14 protein-coding genes are annotated in these 16,012 nt (G+C 74.1%); 6 read left to right on the top strand and 8 right to left on the bottom strand.

Features of this window, described 5'->3' with window-relative positions:
- Position 1: 1 nt before the first annotated feature.
- Positions 2–1,096, top strand: coding sequence for a tRNA 2-thiouridine(34) synthase MnmA (gene mnmA / locus BLV05_RS30900; protein ID WP_046768793.1), 1,095 nt, complete (start codon positions 2–4; stop codon positions 1,094–1,096).
- Between the two features lie 34 nt (positions 1,097–1,130).
- Positions 1,131–1,769: an arsenate-mycothiol transferase ArsC gene (locus tag BLV05_RS30895; protein WP_152690746.1), complete on the top strand. Its 639-nt coding sequence runs from the start codon at positions 1,131–1,133 to the stop codon at positions 1,767–1,769.
- On the opposite strand, the gene BLV05_RS30890 is transcribed toward BLV05_RS30895, so the two are convergent.
- The 3 genes from BLV05_RS30890 to BLV05_RS30880 are packed head-to-tail and all read right to left on the bottom strand — an operon-like array spanning position 1,759 to position 4,067.
- A complete protein-coding gene (locus BLV05_RS30890; RefSeq protein ID WP_046768794.1) occupies positions 1,759–2,646 on the bottom strand; it encodes an alpha/beta fold hydrolase in 888 nt (295 codons plus the stop codon). The two genes, BLV05_RS30895 and BLV05_RS30890, sit on opposite strands and share 11 nt — an antisense overlap.
- 32 nt (positions 2,647–2,678) lie before the next feature.
- Positions 2,679–3,293 (bottom strand): TetR/AcrR family transcriptional regulator, encoded by a 615-nt coding sequence (locus BLV05_RS30885; protein WP_046768795.1) that lies wholly within the window; start codon positions 3,291–3,293, stop codon positions 2,679–2,681.
- Positions 3,294–3,344: 51 nt separating this feature from the next.
- Positions 3,345–4,067: a VIT1/CCC1 transporter family protein gene (locus BLV05_RS30880; RefSeq protein WP_046768796.1), complete on the bottom strand. Its 723-nt coding sequence runs from the start codon at positions 4,065–4,067 to the stop codon at positions 3,345–3,347.
- A 273-nt stretch (positions 4,068–4,340) separates the two neighbouring features.
- Here BLV05_RS30880 and BLV05_RS30875 point away from each other — a divergent pair, with 273 nt between their 5' ends.
- Positions 4,341–5,144, top strand: a complete 804-nt coding sequence (locus tag BLV05_RS30875) for a GAF and ANTAR domain-containing protein (RefSeq protein WP_052762450.1) — start codon at positions 4,341–4,343, stop codon at positions 5,142–5,144.
- Positions 5,141–5,869 (top strand): GAF and ANTAR domain-containing protein, encoded by a 729-nt coding sequence (locus tag BLV05_RS30870; protein WP_046768797.1) that lies wholly within the window; start codon positions 5,141–5,143, stop codon positions 5,867–5,869. The genes BLV05_RS30875 and BLV05_RS30870 overlap by 4 nt, the downstream gene beginning before the upstream one ends.
- A gap of 17 nt (positions 5,870–5,886) precedes the next feature.
- Here BLV05_RS30870 and BLV05_RS30865 read toward each other — a convergent pair whose 3' ends face one another.
- The 4 genes from BLV05_RS30865 to BLV05_RS30850 are packed head-to-tail and all read right to left on the bottom strand — an operon-like array spanning position 5,887 to position 9,730.
- Positions 5,887–6,705 carry a carbohydrate ABC transporter permease gene (locus BLV05_RS30865; RefSeq protein ID WP_046768798.1) on the bottom strand — a complete coding sequence of 273 codons (819 nt, stop codon included), beginning with the start codon at positions 6,703–6,705 and terminating at the stop codon, positions 5,887–5,889.
- Positions 6,702–7,562 carry a carbohydrate ABC transporter permease gene (locus BLV05_RS30860; RefSeq protein ID WP_046768799.1) on the bottom strand — a complete coding sequence of 287 codons (861 nt, stop codon included), beginning with the start codon at positions 7,560–7,562 and terminating at the stop codon, positions 6,702–6,704. The genes BLV05_RS30865 and BLV05_RS30860 overlap by 4 nt, the downstream gene beginning before the upstream one ends.
- A gap of 19 nt (positions 7,563–7,581) precedes the next feature.
- Entirely contained in the window at positions 7,582–8,883 is a 1,302-nt protein-coding gene (locus BLV05_RS30855) for an ABC transporter substrate-binding protein (RefSeq protein ID WP_046768800.1), read from the bottom strand.
- Between the two features lies 1 nt (position 8,884).
- Positions 8,885–9,730, bottom strand: a complete 846-nt coding sequence (locus tag BLV05_RS30850) for an MBL fold metallo-hydrolase (RefSeq protein ID WP_052762451.1) — start codon at positions 9,728–9,730, stop codon at positions 8,885–8,887.
- Positions 9,731–9,867: 137 nt separating this feature from the next.
- Between BLV05_RS30850 and BLV05_RS38320 the strand changes: the two genes are divergently transcribed.
- Both BLV05_RS38320 and BLV05_RS30840 read left to right on the top strand, forming a co-directional pair.
- A complete protein-coding gene (locus BLV05_RS38320) occupies positions 9,868–10,740 on the top strand; it encodes a LysR family transcriptional regulator (protein WP_046768801.1) in 873 nt (290 codons plus the stop codon).
- A gap of 135 nt (positions 10,741–10,875) precedes the next feature.
- Entirely contained in the window at positions 10,876–11,889 is a 1,014-nt protein-coding gene (locus BLV05_RS30840; protein ID WP_046768873.1) for a methionine synthase, read from the top strand.
- Positions 11,890–11,893: 4 nt separating this feature from the next.
- Here BLV05_RS30840 and BLV05_RS30835 read toward each other — a convergent pair whose 3' ends face one another.
- Positions 11,894–16,012: a glycosylhydrolase-like jelly roll fold domain-containing protein gene (locus tag BLV05_RS30835; protein ID WP_063932548.1), complete on the bottom strand. Its 4,119-nt coding sequence runs from the start codon at positions 16,010–16,012 to the stop codon at positions 11,894–11,896.

The following is a 16,012-nucleotide window of genomic DNA, read 5'->3' as shown; positions in this document are numbered from 1 at the left end:
CATGCGCGTCCTCGCCGCGATGTCCGGGGGAGTGGACTCGGCGGTCGCCGCGGCCCGGCTGGTCGAGGCCGGCCACGACGTCACCGGCGTGCACCTCGCGCTGTCGGCCAACCCGCAGTCGTTCCGCACCGGCGCCCGCGGCTGCTGCACCATCGAGGACTCCCGCGACGCCCGCCGTGCCGCCGACGTGCTCGGCATCCCGTTCTACGTGTGGGACCTCGCCGAGCGGTTCCGCGCCGACGTCGTCGAGGACTTCGTCGCCGAGTACGCCGCCGGCCGCACGCCCAACCCGTGCCTGCGCTGCAACGAGAAGATCAAGTTCGCGGCGGTGCTGGACCGCGCGCTCGCGCTGGGCTTCGACGCCGTCGGCACCGGGCACTACGCGCGGGTGCTGGACGGGCCGCGCGGCCGCGAGCTGCACCGTGCCGCCGACCCGGAGAAGGACCAGTCCTACGTGCTCGGCGTCCTGACGGCGACCCAGCTGGAGCACGCCCTGTTCCCGCTCGGCGACACCGTCAAGGCCGACGTCCGCGACGAGGCGGAGCGCCGCGGGCTGGCCGTCGCCCGCAAGCCCGACAGCCACGACATCTGCTTCATCGCCGACGGCGACACCGCCGGGTTCCTGCGCGACCGCCTCGGTTCCGAGCCAGGCGAGGTGGTCGACACCGCCGGCGCCGTCGTCGGGACGCACGACGGCACTTACGGGTTCACCATCGGGCAGCGCAAGGGGCTGCGCATCGGCACGCCGGCCGCCGACGGCAAGCCGCGCTACGTCCTCGACATCTCGCCGGTCGACCGCCGGGTCACCGTCGGGCCGCGCGAGGCGCTCGCGGTCGACGCGGTCACCGGCGTGGCGCCGCGCTGGTGCGGCGCGCCGCCGCCGGCGTCGTCGCGGCTGAGCTGCCTGGCGCAGTTCCGGGCGCACGGCACACCGGTCGAGGCGGTCGCCACGGTGTCGGACGCTGGCGTCGTCGACGTGGCGTTCGCGGCGCCGCAGCAGGGCGTCGCACCCGGTCAGGCGATCGTGCTCTACGACGGCGCCCGCGTCGTCGGCTCGGCGACCATCGACACCACGGGATCCGCCGTCAGCGCCTGATTCGAGCCGGCCGTCCCTGGGTACGGGCCCGGGCATGAGCATGCCGTCGTCCCCCGAGACCCCCGCCATCGACCGCGAGCTCGCCCTCCGGATGGCCGGCGAACGCCTCGACAAGGAGTTCACCGGCATCGGCCGCGAGACCATCGACGAGTTCCTCACGACCAGTTACGGGCACTTCGCCGCGAGTGCCCGCATCCCCACGTTCCTGCCGCTGATGGCCGAGCGGTTCGCCCGGCAGCGGCTGCGCGCGCTGGCCCGCGTCGAGGGCGAGCGCGACAAGCCGACCGTCCTGTTCCTCGACCCCGACAACGCCGGCCGGTCGCTGCTGGCGCTCGGGCTGTTCGAGGACCTGGCCGGCGACGGCGCCGTCGGCTGGTCCGGCGGCGCGGACCCCGCGACCGACGTCGACGCGGTGGTCGCGGTCGCCATGCGCGAGCGCGGCATCGACCTCGTCGACGAGTTCCCGAAGCCGTGGACCGACGAGATCGTCGACGCCGCCGACGTCATCGTCACCATGGGCGGCGTCACGGCGCCGGACCTGCCCGGCCGGCAGTACGAGGACTGGGACCTGCCCGATCCGGCCGGCCAGGACCTCGACACCGTCCGGGCGATCCGCGACCAGACCGAGCAGCGGGTCCGCGAGCTGCTCGCCCGGATAGGCGTCAGCGCGTGACGTAGTCCACCACGAGCCGGATGACGTCCGGGTCGCGCAGGATCCGCTGGTGCCCGAGCCCGTCGGTGCTGGCCAGCTCCGCCTCCGGCCAGGTGGCCGCCAGCTCGGCGCCGTCGTCGTAGGGGACCTCCTTGTCCTTGCGGTCGTGCACGACGAGGGTGGGCGGCAGCTCCGTGCGCCGACCCAGCCCGGTGACGTCGAAGTCGGCCAGCGGCCGGCCGGCCTTGCGCTCGAGCAGCGCCAGCATGCGGGTGCGGGTGCGCTCGCCGAACCCGACCGTCCGCTGGAACGCCGCCAGGCCGTCGCTGAGCTTGGTGCTCGGCGCGACCAGCACCAGCTTCGCCGCGGGCAGCCCGTCCAGCACCGCGACCGCCGTGGCCGCCGCGCCGAGCGAGTGCGCGACGACGGCGGCCGGCTTGCCGTGCTTGCCCGCGGCCGCCGTCAGCGCCTCGGCGAACTCGACGCCTGTCGCCTTGCCGCGGCCGAGGCGCCCCGGCCCCGACTCGCCATGGCTCGGCGCGTCGACCGCGACGACCCGCCGCCCGGCGTCGACCAGCGGCTGGACGAACGCGCCGAGCTGCCCGCGCCAGCCGCCCCAGCCGTGCATCAAGTAGACCGGCGGGCCGAACCCCCAGCTCTCGACCGCGACGACCCGGCCGTCGGGCAGCGTCAGGGTGCTCGCGTCGCCCGGCCGCGGCCGCTCGTCGCGGCGCCGGCCGCCGGTGTTCGGCAGCGTGCACCACAGCCTGGCGGCCCAGCGCGCGCCGATGCCGGGTGCGACGCGGTCGAGCGTCCGGAACGCGACCCGGATCGCGCGGAGCTTCGCACCAGCACGAACGATCGTGCGATTCTGCGGCGAGGTGGTGGTCGTGGTCATGGCCGTCCCTTCGGGGTGCTGCGTGGGTCTAGCTAGGTGAGTCGACGGGGGGCGGTATCAGGGACGCGGGCGTCGGCGAGCAGCCGCTCGAACGCGTACCGCGCCCTGGCCTCCGCCCGCTCATCCTCGAGCAGCCGGTGGGCGTGGTAGAAGCCGAGCATGATGCCGTCGAGGTCGGCGGCGAACTGCATCGGATCGGCGTCCTCGCGGAAGTGGCCCTCGGCGATGCCGCTGGCGAACATGCGCGCGCAGGAGTCGTAGAGGTCGATGTGGTCGCGGACCAGCTGGTCGCGCACCGGCCCGTCCTGCTCGTCGAGCTCGGCGGAGGCCTTGACGAACAGGCAGCCGCCCGGCATGCGGGTGCGGCCGCACTCGACCCAGCGCTCGAACAGCTCGCGTACCCGCGGCTCACCCCGCGGCGTGAGGACGGCCGGCCGGATGACGGTGTCGATGAACTCGGTCCGCGCCTCGCGCAGGACCTCCATCTGCAGCAGTTCCTTGGACCGGAAGTGCGCGAACAGGCCGCTTTTCGACATGCCCGTGGCGGCCGCGAGGTGCCCGATGGTCAGCCCGCCCAGGCCGACGCGATAGGCGGTCTCGACTCCCTTGCTGAGGATGACCTGCCGGGTCTCAGCGCCTTTCGTCACTCCCTCAAAATAGCACGACCGTTCGTACGGTCAAGAGCGGGTGAAGGCGGGCTACGACACGCTCACGCCGAGCGCGGAGCCGACGGCATAGGTGACCGCCATGGTGAGCAGCCCGACGACCACCGCACGCGCCGCGGCACGCGAACGCCGTCCGCCGCCCAGCTGCGCGCCGGCGTAGCCGGTCAGGGCCAGGGCGACCACCACCGTCGCCATCGTGACGGGCACGCGCACGCTCGTCGGCGGCAGGACGATGGCCAGCAGCGGCAGCGTGGCACCCAGCGCGAACGAGACGAACGACGAGAACGCCGCGGACCACGGGTTGGTCTGCTCGTCGGCGTCGATACCGAGCTCGGCCTCGGCGTGGGCGGCCAGCGCGTCCTCGGCGGTCAGCTCGCGCGCGACCTGCTCGGCCAGCGGCCGGGAGAGCCCCTTCTGCACGTAGATGTGGGTGAGCTCGGCCAGCTCCTCGTCGGCCAGGTGCTCCAGCTCCCACCGCTCCCGCGCCAGTGCGGCGCGCTCGGTGTCGCGCTGGGCGCTGACCGACGTGTACTCGCCGCCGGCCATCGAGAAGGCGCCCGCGACGAGGCCGGCCAGGCCGGTCAGCAGCAGCCAGTCGCGGTCGGTGGTGGCGCCGGCGACGCCGACCACGAGGCCCGCGGTGGAGATGATGCCGTCGTTGGCGCCCAGGATGCCGGCGCGCAGCCAGTTGAGCCGGCCGGCCAGCTTGCCGTGCCGGTGCTGTTCGCCCTCGTGCGGCGTCGTCGCCTCGGCCACTATTGACTCCTGACATGTCGGCCCGCGCACGCAACCCTCACTCGCTCCAGGCCTGTCCCGGCCTCGACCGACGACTCGTGGGAGCCTCCGGCCCCCGGTCGCCGCCGGTGTGCGCGGCCCTCCATAGGCGTCAGCGTAGCCAGGACGGACGGGGCCCGGGGCGCCTTGCCCTACAGCGTCGATAGGCACTGGCGCCGGGCCGGGCGGCCTGCCAGAGTTGCCCGGGGATGCGGGGAGGAGCGATCGAGGTGGTGTGCGGATCGGTGGGGACGTTTGTCCACTGAGCGCCAGGACGATCTCGTCTGGGGGGCGATCACCGAGCGAGCGCGTGCCGACGGGACCGACCCGTCCCTCAGGCACGTGCTGGATGCCTGCGCCGCGACGGTCGAGGCGGACGGGTGCGGGTTGTCGATGGTGGGTGCGACCGGCGCCCGCGAGCCGGTCCTGGCCGTCGGCGAGCACAGCGACGAGCTGGAGGAGCTCCAGTTCACCCTTGGCCAGGGGCCCGGGGTCGACACGGCGGCCGGCGCCGGCGTGGTGCTGGTGCCCGACCTCGCCGCCGGACCGGCCGTGCGGCGGTGGCCGATGTTCGCCCCCGCGGCCACCGAACGGGGTGTGCGGGGGCTGTTCGCGTTCCCGGTAGCCGCCGGCGCAGTCCGCATCGGGGTCCTGGACGTGTACCGTCGCGACCCTGGTGCTCTCGGCGCGACGCACCTGGCGACGGCGCTGGCGTTCGCGGACGCGGTGCTCGTCATGGTGCTGGACCAGCGTGGAGCGGTCCGGGGTGGTACTGACCACCCCGAGGGCGCGATGCTGCCGGAGCGGCGGGCCGAGGTGCACCAGGCGGCGGGCATGGTGAGCGTGCAGCTCGGCGTCCAGGTGAGCGAGGCGCTGGTCCGGTTGCGGGCCTACGCCTTCGTCCACGACCGGCGATTGGCCGACGTTGCGGCTGACGTCCTGGCGCGGCGGCTGAGATTCGGTCCGGACCGGCGCGGCATGGACGAGACGGAGTGGGGAAACGAGATGATGGACGCGCCTCCGAACAGCGACCCCGACCACCCGGAGAGCGGCGCATGAGTTCCACCGACCGGCGAGTCCGCGAGACCTTCGTCGAACTGGCCGACACGCTCGTCGACGACTACGACGTGCTCGGCTTCCTCGACCTGCTCGCGCACCGGGTGGTGGAACTGCTCGACGTCGACGCCTGCGGCGTGGTGCTGGCCGATCACCACGGCACGCTCAATCTCGTCGCGGCCTCCAGCGAGGAGACCCGCATGCTGGAGCTGTCGCAGCTGCAGAACTCCGAGGGCCCGGGCCTCGACGCGTTCCGCGCCGGCCTGCCGGTGACCTTCGACGACCTCGCGGCCGGCGGCGACGAGCGCTGGCCGCGGTTCGCGCCGGCCGCCCGCAGTGCCGGGTTCGCCGCCGTCCACGCGCTGCCGATGCGGCTGCGCGAGATGGTCGTCGGCGCGATGAACATGTTCGGCCGGGCGCCGGGATCGCTGGCCGGCGAGTCGCTGGCGCTCGGCCAGGCGCTGGCCGACGTCGCCACCATCGGCATCCTGCACGAGCGCGGCGCCCGGCACCACGAGGTGGTCGCCGGGCAGTTGCAGTCCGCCCTCGACAGCCGCATCCTCGTCGAGCAGGCCAAGGGCGTGCTGGCCGAGCGGCTCGCCGTTTCCGTCGACGACGCGTTCGCCCTGCTCCGCGGCCACGCCCGGTCCACCAACAGCAAACTGCGCGACGTCGCGGCCGACGTCGTCGACGGGACGATCACCGACCTCGGAAACGCCGGGCACTGAGCTCTTGACCACGCCCGTCACCCCAGCCCGGAGCGCAGGAACGCGTCGGTCACCCGGCGCTGGGCGAACGCGTACGCCACCACCAGCGGCGCGGCCACCAGCGTGGCGGCGGCCATCAGCGGACCCCACGCCGTGCCCTGCTCGGTCTCGAAGATCCGCAACCCCACCTGCACCGTCGCCCGCTCCGTCCCGCTGGTCGCCAGCAGCGGCCACAGGTACTCGTTCCACGTCTGGATGAACACGACGATGCCGACGGCGACCAGCACCGGCCGCAGGTTCGGGACGACGATGCGCCACAGGATCAGCCGGTCCGTCGCGCCGGCCAGCTGTGCGGACTCGATCAGCTCGGCCGGGAACGCCGCCAGCTGCTGGCGCAGCAGGAACACCGCCAGCGCCGACGACGCCAGCTGCGGCAGCACCAGCCCGGCGTAGGAGTCCAGCAGCCCCAGCCGCGACACCATCAGGTAGTGCGGCACGACCAGCGCCTGCTGCGGCACCAGCGCCGTGCCGATGAGCAGCCCGAACGCCAGTCCCTTCGACCGGAAGCGGTACCGCGTCAGCCCGTACGCCGCCAGCGTCGCCACCGTCAGCTGGCCCAGCGCGACCGCCAGCGACATCACCGCGGTGTTCAGCACCAGCCGGACGACGGGGAGCGCGTCCAGCGCGCCGCGGTAATGGTCCAGCGTCGGGGCCGCGGCCAGCGGGTTCAGGTCGTACAGCACGGCGGTCGGCTTCACCGACGTCACCACCGCCCACAGGACGGGGAACGCGATGGCCAGCGCGATCAGCAGCAACGGGACGTGTGCCAGCGCCCGCAGGCCGGGCCGCCGGCTCACCGGGTCGCCCGCAGCTGCAGGGCGACGATCGCGCCGAAGCCGACGGTGATCAGCACCGACAGCGCCGCCGCCGGGCCGCCGTCGAAGAAGCCGAACCCGTACTGGTAGAGCAGGTAGTACACGTTCGACGTCGCACCCGCCGGCCCGCCCCCGGTCAGCACGTCGATGACGCCGAACGTCCACGGCCCGGCGAACACCACCGTCGCGAACAGCACGACCGTCGTCACCGGGCGCAGCAGTGGAAGCACGATGTGACGCACCAGCTGCCACTCGCCGGCCCGGTCCAGCCGCGCGGCCGCCATGACGTCGTCGTCGATCGTCGTCAGCCCGGCGGTGAACAGGATGAAGCTCAGCCCGAACACCTTCCAGCCGCTGACGACGGTCACCGCGGCGAACGCGCCGGCGCCGTCGGACAGCCAGTTCACCGGCTCGAACCCGAGCAGCCGCAGCGGCTCGTCGGTGATGCCGAGCACCGGGTTGAGGATCCACTCCCACATGACGGCGCCGACGGCCGGTGGGATGAGCACCGGCAGGAAGAACACCGTCCGGTAGAAGCCGACCAGCGGCCCGCCGAGCCGCCACACGGCGATCGCCGCCAGCGCCGGCGCCACGACCGACAACGGCAGGATCGCCACCAGGTAGCCGAGCGTGTTCCACAGCGCCCGGGCCGCGTCGGGGCGGGCGAACACCTCGGCGTAATTGGCCGTGCCCACCCACTCAGGCGGGCGCGTCGTCAGGTTGAAGTCGAACAGGCTGAGGACGGCCACCGCGAGCAGCGGGCCGTACACCGTCAGGACGACGGCGAGCAGGGCCGGGGCCAGGTACGGCCCCGGCCGCGCCCGGGTGAGTGCCGTCATGGCGCGGTTGCTGTCGCGGTCATGGCTCGAGCAGCTCCCGCATCTGCCCGGCGATGTCGGGCAGCGTCGTCGCCGGGTCGGCGCCGGACACCATGATCGGGGCGATCGCGTTGTCCTGCATGAGCAGCAGCGCCTGCTGGCCGTTCTCGCCGGGCAGCACCTGGTAGGGCACCACGGCCTCCAGCTGCTCGACGGTGGGCAGCAGCCGGTCGTCCGCGGCGAAGAAGTCGGCCAGGTACTCCGGGTCGTCGATGATGTCCGGCCGCAGCGGCAGGTAGCCGATCGTCGACGCGAGGATGGTGTAGCCGCGCTCGCTGGTGGCGAACTTCACGAACTCCCACGCGGCCCGCCGCTTCTCCTCGTCCTGCGAGAACACGAAGATGCCGGCGCCTGACACCGTCGGTGCGAGCTCCTGCCCGTCGTAGGCCGGCAGGCCGGCGGTCTCCAGCTCGAACACGCCCTCGGTGTCGGCGGCCATCCCGGCGAGCAGCGCGCTGCTGGTGACCAGCATGCCGAGCTGGCCGGCCTGGAACATGGCGATCGCCTCGGCCTCGCCGACCCGCGGCTGCGCGCCGCTGGCGCTGAGGTCGGCCAGCATCTCCATGGCCTCGACGGACTCCGGCTGGTCCAGCTGCAGCGACCCGTCGTCGCCGAGCAGGGCGCCGCCGTTGGAGTTGATCAGCGACTGAGTCAGGAAGTCCGACTTCGCGTCGCCGGCGGCGTCGACGAAGATGCCCTGCGCGCCGGTGTCGACGATCGCCTGCGCGGCGGCGTTCGCCTCGGTCCACGTCGTCGGCGGCTGCGCCGGGTCCAGGCCCGCGGCGCGGAACAGGTCGGCGTTGACGAACAGCGTCGGCGTCGAGACCGTGAACGGCAGGCCGGCCAGTTCGCCGTCGTGCCGGGCCAGCTCGACCGCGGCCGGGTACATGCCCTCGAGGTGCTGGTCCAGCTCGCCCTCGGGCGCGACCTGCTCGATCGGGACGTAGGGCAGGTTGTCCAGCAGGAAGCCGAACTTGCTCCAGCCGATCTGCGCGATGTCGGGCGGGTTGCCCGCGGCCGCCTGCGCATGCACGCTGGTGTGGATCTCGGCCGTCGGGGTGCCCTTGGGCTCGATCCGGATGTCCGGGTGCGCGGCCTCGAACTCGTCGATGAGCTGTTGCATGCCCTCGCCGCCGATGCCCTCCGTCCCGTAGTTGTACGACTCGAAGACGAGGGTGACGGGCTCGCCGTCGCCGGGCTCGTCGGCCGCCGTGCCGGTGCCGCCGCAGGCCGCGGTGACGAGGCCGGCGGCGACCACCAGGGTGAGCAGGGTGGAACGCATGTCAGTGCTCCTGAGTGTCGGTGTCGACGTGGAAGGTGTGGTCGGGTACGGCGACGTCGATGCGTCCCCGGTAGTGCTCGCGGGCGCGCTCGACCTGCGCGTCGATCCAGGCGCGGTCGGTGTAGGCCCAGTGGGTGAGCAGCAGGGCGCGGGCGCCGAAGCGGGCGGCGAGCTGCCCGGCCTCGGCGGCGCACAGGTGGCCGTGCCGGGTGCGGTCCGGCTGATCCAGCGTCGCCTCGGCCACGAGCAGGTCGACGCCCGCGACCAGCGGCTCGAAGGCGGAGCCAGGCCCGGTATCGCCGGTGTAGGCGAGCGTGCCGTGCGGTGTCGTGACGCGGAAGCCGCAGCACGGCTGCCTGTGCGCCATCGGGACGGGGAGGACGGTGGCGCCGGCGGCCCGGATCGGCCGGAGCGGCTCGTACTCCACGACGTCGAACACGTCGCGGAAGACGTGGTCGGTCGGGTGCGCGCCGGGACCGTCGGTGCCCAGCGGGAACAGCTCGTTGAACCGGCGCAGTGTGGTGGCCGCGCCCGGCGGGACGTAGAGCGGGATCCGCGTCTCCGGTGCCGTCGTGTCGTCGGCGTCGAGGCCGCGCAGCGCCAGCGCCTTGCCGAGGATCAGCAGGTCGAGGCAGTGGTCGGTGTGCATGTGGCTGATGAAGACGGCGGACAGCTCGGCGGCGCGCGCGGCCGCCTTCGCGGCGACCCCCGGGCCGCAGTCCAGCAGGATCGCGCCGTCCGGGGCGTGCACGAGATACCCGGAGCTGGGCCAGCCGGGTTCGGGCATGCCGGCCCGGCAGCCGAGGACGGTCAGGCGCAGGTCCGCGTCGTGGTCGGTGGTCGTCACAGGAGGCGACGCTAGGTAGCGCAGGCATGAACGATCTGTCGCGACGGCGACCGCGGCCTGAACGATCGTCCCTCGTTCGGCCGGGATCGTCCCGCGGCCGTTCACGGCCGTGTGTTGCCGGGTTAGGTTGTGCGGTGATGGACCCCAGGCTCAGCTGGCTGACCTCGTTCGTCGCCGTCGCCGAGGAACTCCACTTCGGCCGGGCGGCCGACCGGCTGCACCTGAGCACGTCGGCCGTGAGCCGGCACGTGCGCTCGCTCGAGGACGAGTTCGGGGCGCCGCTGTTCGACCGGACCAGCCGGTCGGTGCGGCTGACGCCGTCCGGCCGGAGCCTCTACGGGGAGATCGCGGTGCCGGTGGCGGCGCTGCGGTCGGCGTTCGTGCGCGGCGACGGTGCGGCCGCCGGGCTGTGCGTGGCGTACGTGAGCGCGCCGGGCGAGCGGATGGTCCCGGAGGCGGCCGCCCGGTTCGGCGCCGACCCGCTCGCCCTGCCGCTGCGGCTGCTGCCGGCCAGCTCCAGCGAGCAGCGGATCGGGCTGCTGGACGGCCGGGTCGACGTCGGGATCCAGTGGGTATTGCCCGGGTCGCCGGCCCCGGCCGACCTCGAGATGACGCCGATCCGCAACGAGCCGCTGGTCGCCGCGCTGCACCTGGAGCACCCCTACGCGTCGAGCAGCGGCCTGCGGCTGGTGGACCTCGCCGGCGAGTACTGGCTGATGGCGGTCGACTCGTCCGACCTCGTCGTGCGGCAGGGGCTGATCGCCGCCTGCCAGCGGGCCGGCTTCCTGCCCCGCATCCGCAGCGAGGCGAACGGGTTCAAGGCCCAGCTCAGCCTGGTCGCGGCCGACCGGGGCATCTGCTTCGCGCCGGCGGTGGCGCGCGACTACGGCGACTTCGAGGTCGCCTACGTCCCCGTCCACGACCTCTCGGTCGACCTCGTCGCCGTCACGCGGCCGGCGCCGGACCGGCATCTTCGGCGCTTCATCGAGCTGCTGCGGGCGATCGCCTAGGCGTCGCCAGCAGCCGATGATCATGGAGAAGGTCGGGTTTGCGGCGCGCTGGGAGCCTCCTTTCTCCATGATCAACGGTGAGGGGACCGCCGCCGACCACCAAGGATCGGACCCACTCGCCTAGGGTTGGCGTCCGTGGACTTCGTGTGGGGGCCGGCGACGGCGACAGGTATCGGATCGCTGCCGTTGGACGACCGCGACGAGGCCGCGCGCATCGTCGTCGGCGAGTTGCCCGACTTCCCGCACCTGCCCGAGCTGCCCGGGCGCGGGGCAGGGGCGGACATGATCGGGCGGGCCGCGTCCCTGCTGGTGGACCTGCACGTCGACCTGCAGCCGTCGGGCTGGCGCCTGGTCGACCGCCAAGGCGCCGACGAGCGGCGGGCCGCGTCCTTCCTCGGCGCCGACCTCGATGCGCTGGAGATCGCCGCCTTCGGGTACGAGGGGCCGCTGAAGGTGCAGGTCGCCGGGCCGCTGACGCTTGCGGCGTCGGTCGAGCTGAACCGTGGCGGCCCCGCGGTCTCCGACGCGGGCGCGCGGCGGGATCTCGCGGCGTCGCTGGCGGAGGGGATCGCCGGGTTCGTGGCCGACGTCGCGCGGCGGGTGCCGGGCGGGTCGGTGGTCCTGCAGCTGGACGAGCCGTCGCTGCCCGCCGTCCTGGCCGGCTCGATCCCGACGGTGAGCGGGTTCGGGCGGCTGCGTGCGGTCGATACGCCCGAGGCGTCGGCGCTGGTGGGCGCGGTCGTGTCGGCGGTCGGTGACGTGCCGGTGGTGGTGCACTGCTGCGCGCCGGCCGTGCCGGTCGACGTCGTGCGGTCCGCCGGCGCCGTCGGCGTCTCGCTGGACGTCGCGCTGCTGACGTCGTCCAAGGAGCTGGACGCGCTGGCCACGGCGGTGGACGCCGGGCTGGCGGTGTGGCCGGGCGTGGTGCCGTCGCTGCGCCCGTCGACGCCGCCGGCCGACCGCGAGCTGGCCCAGCGCATCGTCGGCCTCTGGCGGCGGCTCGACCAGGACCCCGCCGCCATGGCCGCCCGCACCGTCGTCACCCCGTCCTGCGGCCTCGCCGGCGCCGACCCCGCCTGGGCCCGGCGCGCCTACACCCTGGCGAGGACGACGGCGCGCGCCTTCGCCGAGCTGGCCGGCACCTCGTAGGTCGTCAGGCCGGCCTCGCCTCCACCTCGATCACGCGTGAGTACGTGGCGCGCGAGGCCAGCACGCTGAGCCGGACCGCCTCGGCCCGCACCGCGGGGAAGGTGACCTCGACGAGACCCTGGTCGTTGCCGCGGATCTGGCCCGCCGTTCGCCACGACCCGTCGACGAGCACCGACACGTCGGCGTCCATGATCCCGAACCGGGCGGCCGGGTACTGGGCGGAGTCGAGCGTGAACACCCGCACCCGTCCGACGGTGGCCGGCAGGTCGAACGTCACGGTGAGATCGTCGGGGTGCGCGTTCGGGGTGTTGTCGTTCCACCCTTGCCCCCACTCCCACAGGGTCGAGTCGACGATGCCGTCGATCGCCGTCGCCGCCGGGTGGGCGGGATGGGTCGACGACGCCGTGGCCGTGCCCAGCCGCGTCGCCGGCACCAGGGCGACGGACAGCCGCCGCTCGACGCCCTCGGCCCGAACCACCAGCGTCGCCTGCCCGGGCAGCGGCGAGTCCAGCGGTGCGTCCAGGGTGATCTCGGCGCTGCCCACCCCGCTGCGGTCCAGCCGCACCGGCACCGACGCAGGCGACACCGCGAGGCCCTCGCCGGAGACCTCCAGCGTGACGTCGCCGGACCGCCGGGAGAGGTCGCTGACGCGCACGGTCACCGGTCGCGGCTGGCCGGGTGCGACCGCCGGCGCGGCCGCGTCGACGTCCAGGACGCGCCCGCGGACGGAGGACAGCGGCACCTCGACCAGAACGTGCGGCCGCAGGATCACCGGTCCGAGCAGCCCGGACGCCAGCGCCTGGCCGCGCACGTTCGCGCCGGTGTTCGTGACCCGGACCCGGACGGCGTTGCGCCCCGGCCGCAGGAGGTCCGTGACGTCGGCCCGGTAGGGCGCCCACAGCATGGTGGCGACGGACTCGCCGTTGACGGAGACCTCGGCGACGTCGAGGACCGAGCCGAGGTCCAGCGTCCAGGACCGTCCGCCCAGCGTCGCCGCGTCGAGGTCGATCTCCGTCTCGTAGGTGGCCGAGCCCGAGTGCCGCGGGTCGAGGTCGGTCCAGGACCCGAGCGGCCGCGGCACCGCTGTGGCGCCGTCGCGCTCGAACCGGAACGTCCAGTCGCCGTCCAGGGCCACGGCGGCGAGCGGGTCCTCGACGGTGACCTCACCCCGGTAGAGCCGGCCGCTCACCTCGGCGACGACGGAGACCGGCCCCGGCGCCGCGGCCGACACGGTGGCGAGCGGACCGGCCGCGTCGCGGCTCACCTCGACGACCGGGGCGGAGGCGTAGACCGCGTGCGCGACGTCGCCGCCGCTTCCGTCGCGGAAGACGACCAGGACCGTCGCCTTCGGCCCGAGCCGGAGCGGTACCGCGGTGCCGCCGCGCGGATCGGCGGGGAACGGCGCCAGCCGCCACACGCCGGCCATGACGGCGTCGCCGGTGTCGGGGTCCCAGACCTCCGGGACACCCGTCGCGGGGAACGTCGCCGTGACCGCGACCTCCTCGGCCCGCTCGTTGACGACCAGGAAGCCCGGTTCGCCGCCGCGGTCCAGCCGCAGGACCCGGACCTCGCCCACGGGCGGGAACAGGGCCGCCGCGGCACCTCCGGCCGCGGCGACCGCCGCCGCGGCCTCGGCGGCGTCTCCGGCGCGCGTCGCCCGGCCCGCGCCCGGGTCGGAGAACAGCCGCTGCAGCGCGCGGCCGAGCCCCGCGTCGTCGCCGCCGGCCTCCTCGGACGGCAGGTCACCGACGGCCACGAGGACGCCGCCGCCGCGGACGAAACCGGTCAGCGTCCGGACGGCGCCGAGCGACAGGATCGGCGTCTGCGACAGGACGACGATCCGGTACTCCTGGCGCCCGACCACCAGGCGGCCGCCGCGGGCCTGCGCGTGCTCCAGCAGCGCCGGATCGGCGTCGAGGGCGCCCTCGTCGACCAGGTCGAAGTCCACCTGGGCGTCCTCCAGCGCGTGGACCGCGCCGACGAAGGCGGTGTCGAGCTCGGCCATGGCCGGGGTGTCCTGCGACGACTCGGCCGCCCGCTGGGGCTGCAGGAGCGCGGTGCGCGCCGGTGCCGTGGCGCGGCCGGCCTCCATCGCCCGTCCGATCCACTCGTTCAGCGGCCGCGAGAGGTTCCACCACGGGTTGACGGGCTGGAACGGCGGCGGGTAGAAGATCGTGGCCGAGTCGGTGAAGGTCGCGTGCAACAGGGTCTGGTTCACCCCGCGGGCGGCGAAGGCGCCGATCACCTCGCGGACGAGCGACGGCGTGACGCCCCAGCCCATCGCGCCCATGCCCTCCAGGTAGACGCGTTCCAGGCCGAGCTGGTGCGCGGTGCTGGCGGCCCACCGCGACAGCGTGCGGTGGTACCCGCGCTGGTAGTGGTCGAAGACCAGGTCGGTGCCGGGCACCTGGGCCCACTGGTTGGCGGTGTTCAGATTCCCCGTGCTCTTGAGCTGCTCCGCCGGGCCGTACTCGTCATAGAGCGGGTTGGAGATGAACGCGACGTCGTGATCGGCCATCCACCGGCCCTGCTGCTCGTAGTACGCCGACGCGAAGCGGTTGGACACCGCCCGCCAGAACACCCCGCGCAGCCGCCGTCCCTCCCGGCCCAGCTCGTCGTGCACCGCGCTCAGCGCGACGGCCGGGGTCGTCCCGAGGCGTTCCAGCTCCGCCTCCAGCGACCGCGACCAGGGGACCAAGTGGAAGTGCGCGTCGGCCGACGCGATGAACGGCTCGTCGTCGGCGAACCCGCGCAGCACCCCGCCCACCGCCCACCCGAACCGCCGCAGGTACTCGCCCGGCACGATGTCGAGGAACAGCCCCATCGCCTCGTCGTCCAGAACGTCGAGGTAGTTGCGGCGGAAGTTCCCGCTGTGGTCGGCCAGCTCCCGGCCGGTGAAGACGTCGACCTGCCACCGACCGGCCGGGGCGTCCCAGCCCCGGCCCTCCCGGGCGAGCGCGGTCAGGTCGACGACGGCGGCGGCGTCGGACCCCGACTCGGGCCGGGCAGCGACGGCGACCAGCGGCGTCTCGTCGGGCGGCAGGTCGAAGGCGTCCAGCGCCGAGGCGTCGTCGAACTGCGATGCGTAGAGCTGCGCGCCGTCGGCGCCGGTGACCGCCAGCGCGTCCCACAGGGAGTGCTGCGTGGCGGTGGCCCGCACCCCCACGCGGCCGCGGGCGAACGTCGCGTCGACGACCTCCGGCAGCGCCCTCCCGTCGAGCGAGGGCAGGATCCGGTCGCCGCGCACCTGGACGCGCAGCACGTGGTAGGCGGCGGGATCGTGGCCGCCGGCCGCCTGGCCGACGCGCAGCAGCGTGAAGCGGCCGTCGACCTGCCGCCAGACGTCGACGCCGCCGTCGGCCCGCAGGTCCGTCAGGTAGCCGTTCGCCGCGTCCGCGCACCGGACCAGCAGCCCGGCGTTGTTGTCGACCGTCCGGACCGTCGCGGTGACGTCGTAGTCCTGCCACTCGGCGCCGTCGCGCAACACCGTGACGCCGTCGCGCCGCCGGGCGTCGACCACGAGCTTGCCGTCCTGCACCGCGAGGCCGCGGTTGCGCAGCGCGTCCAGGTCGACCGGGCCGCCGCCGTCGACGACGGTGGTCGCGCGGACGATGCCGTTCGGGCGCAGGTCCGGCCGCGGCTCGTAGACGCGGTCGCCGACCTGCCCGCCGTTGACCACGAACCCGCCGGCCCGGCCGCTGGGGAAGAGGTCGTCGTTGAACAGCCAGATGTGCATGCCGTGCCGGTCGGCCTCACGCAGGGTGTGCTCGATGATGGCGAACCACTCCTCGGTGAAGAAGTGCGGCCGCAGCGCGGTGGTGTCGAACGGGAAGACCAGCACCTCCTCCACGCCCTGCGAGCGCATGTCGGCCAGCTGCGCGTCCACCAGGGCGGGCGTGACCGGGCCGTTCCAGAACCACAGGATCACCGGGCGGCTGTCGGCCGGTGGGTCGGCGAACCGGCCGGCGTCGAAGCCGGTGCCGGGCTCGGGCGGCGCCGCGAAGACCGGGATGAGCGTCCCGGTGCCGAGGCCGGCGGCCGCCGCGGCGGCGGTGGCGATGGCCAGCACCGTCCGCCGCGACACGACGACGCCGGTGCTGGGGTCGGGCAGGTTGTCGTTCAT

The organism is Jiangella alkaliphila, assembly GCF_900105925.1.
In the GTDB taxonomy this organism is placed as follows: domain Bacteria; phylum Actinomycetota; class Actinomycetes; order Jiangellales; family Jiangellaceae; genus Jiangella; species Jiangella alkaliphila.
Note: the sequence above shows the minus strand (reverse complement) of the source record. Positions and strands in the feature narration are given on the sequence as shown.

Coding starts and splice junctions, on each gene's coding strand:
- mnmA (WP_046768793.1), top strand. CDS start 2: ATGCGCGTCCTCGCCGCGATGTCCGGGGGAGTGGACTCGGCGGTCGCC.
- BLV05_RS30895 (WP_152690746.1), top strand. CDS start 1,131: ATGAGCATGCCGTCGTCCCCCGAGACCCCCGCCATCGACCGCGAGCTC.
- BLV05_RS30890 (WP_046768794.1), bottom strand. CDS start 2,646: ATGACCACGACCACCACCTCGCCGCAGAATCGCACGATCGTTCGTGCT.
- BLV05_RS30870 (WP_046768797.1), top strand. CDS start 5,141: ATGAGTTCCACCGACCGGCGAGTCCGCGAGACCTTCGTCGAACTGGCC.
- BLV05_RS30860 (WP_046768799.1), bottom strand. CDS start 7,562: ATGACGGCACTCACCCGGGCGCGGCCGGGGCCGTACCTGGCCCCGGCC.
- BLV05_RS30855 (WP_046768800.1), bottom strand. CDS start 8,883: ATGCGTTCCACCCTGCTCACCCTGGTGGTCGCCGCCGGCCTCGTCACC.
- BLV05_RS38320 (WP_046768801.1), top strand. CDS start 9,868: ATGGACCCCAGGCTCAGCTGGCTGACCTCGTTCGTCGCCGTCGCCGAG.
- BLV05_RS30835 (WP_063932548.1), bottom strand. CDS start 16,012: ATGAACGACAACCTGCCCGACCCCAGCACCGGCGTCGTCGTGTCGCGG.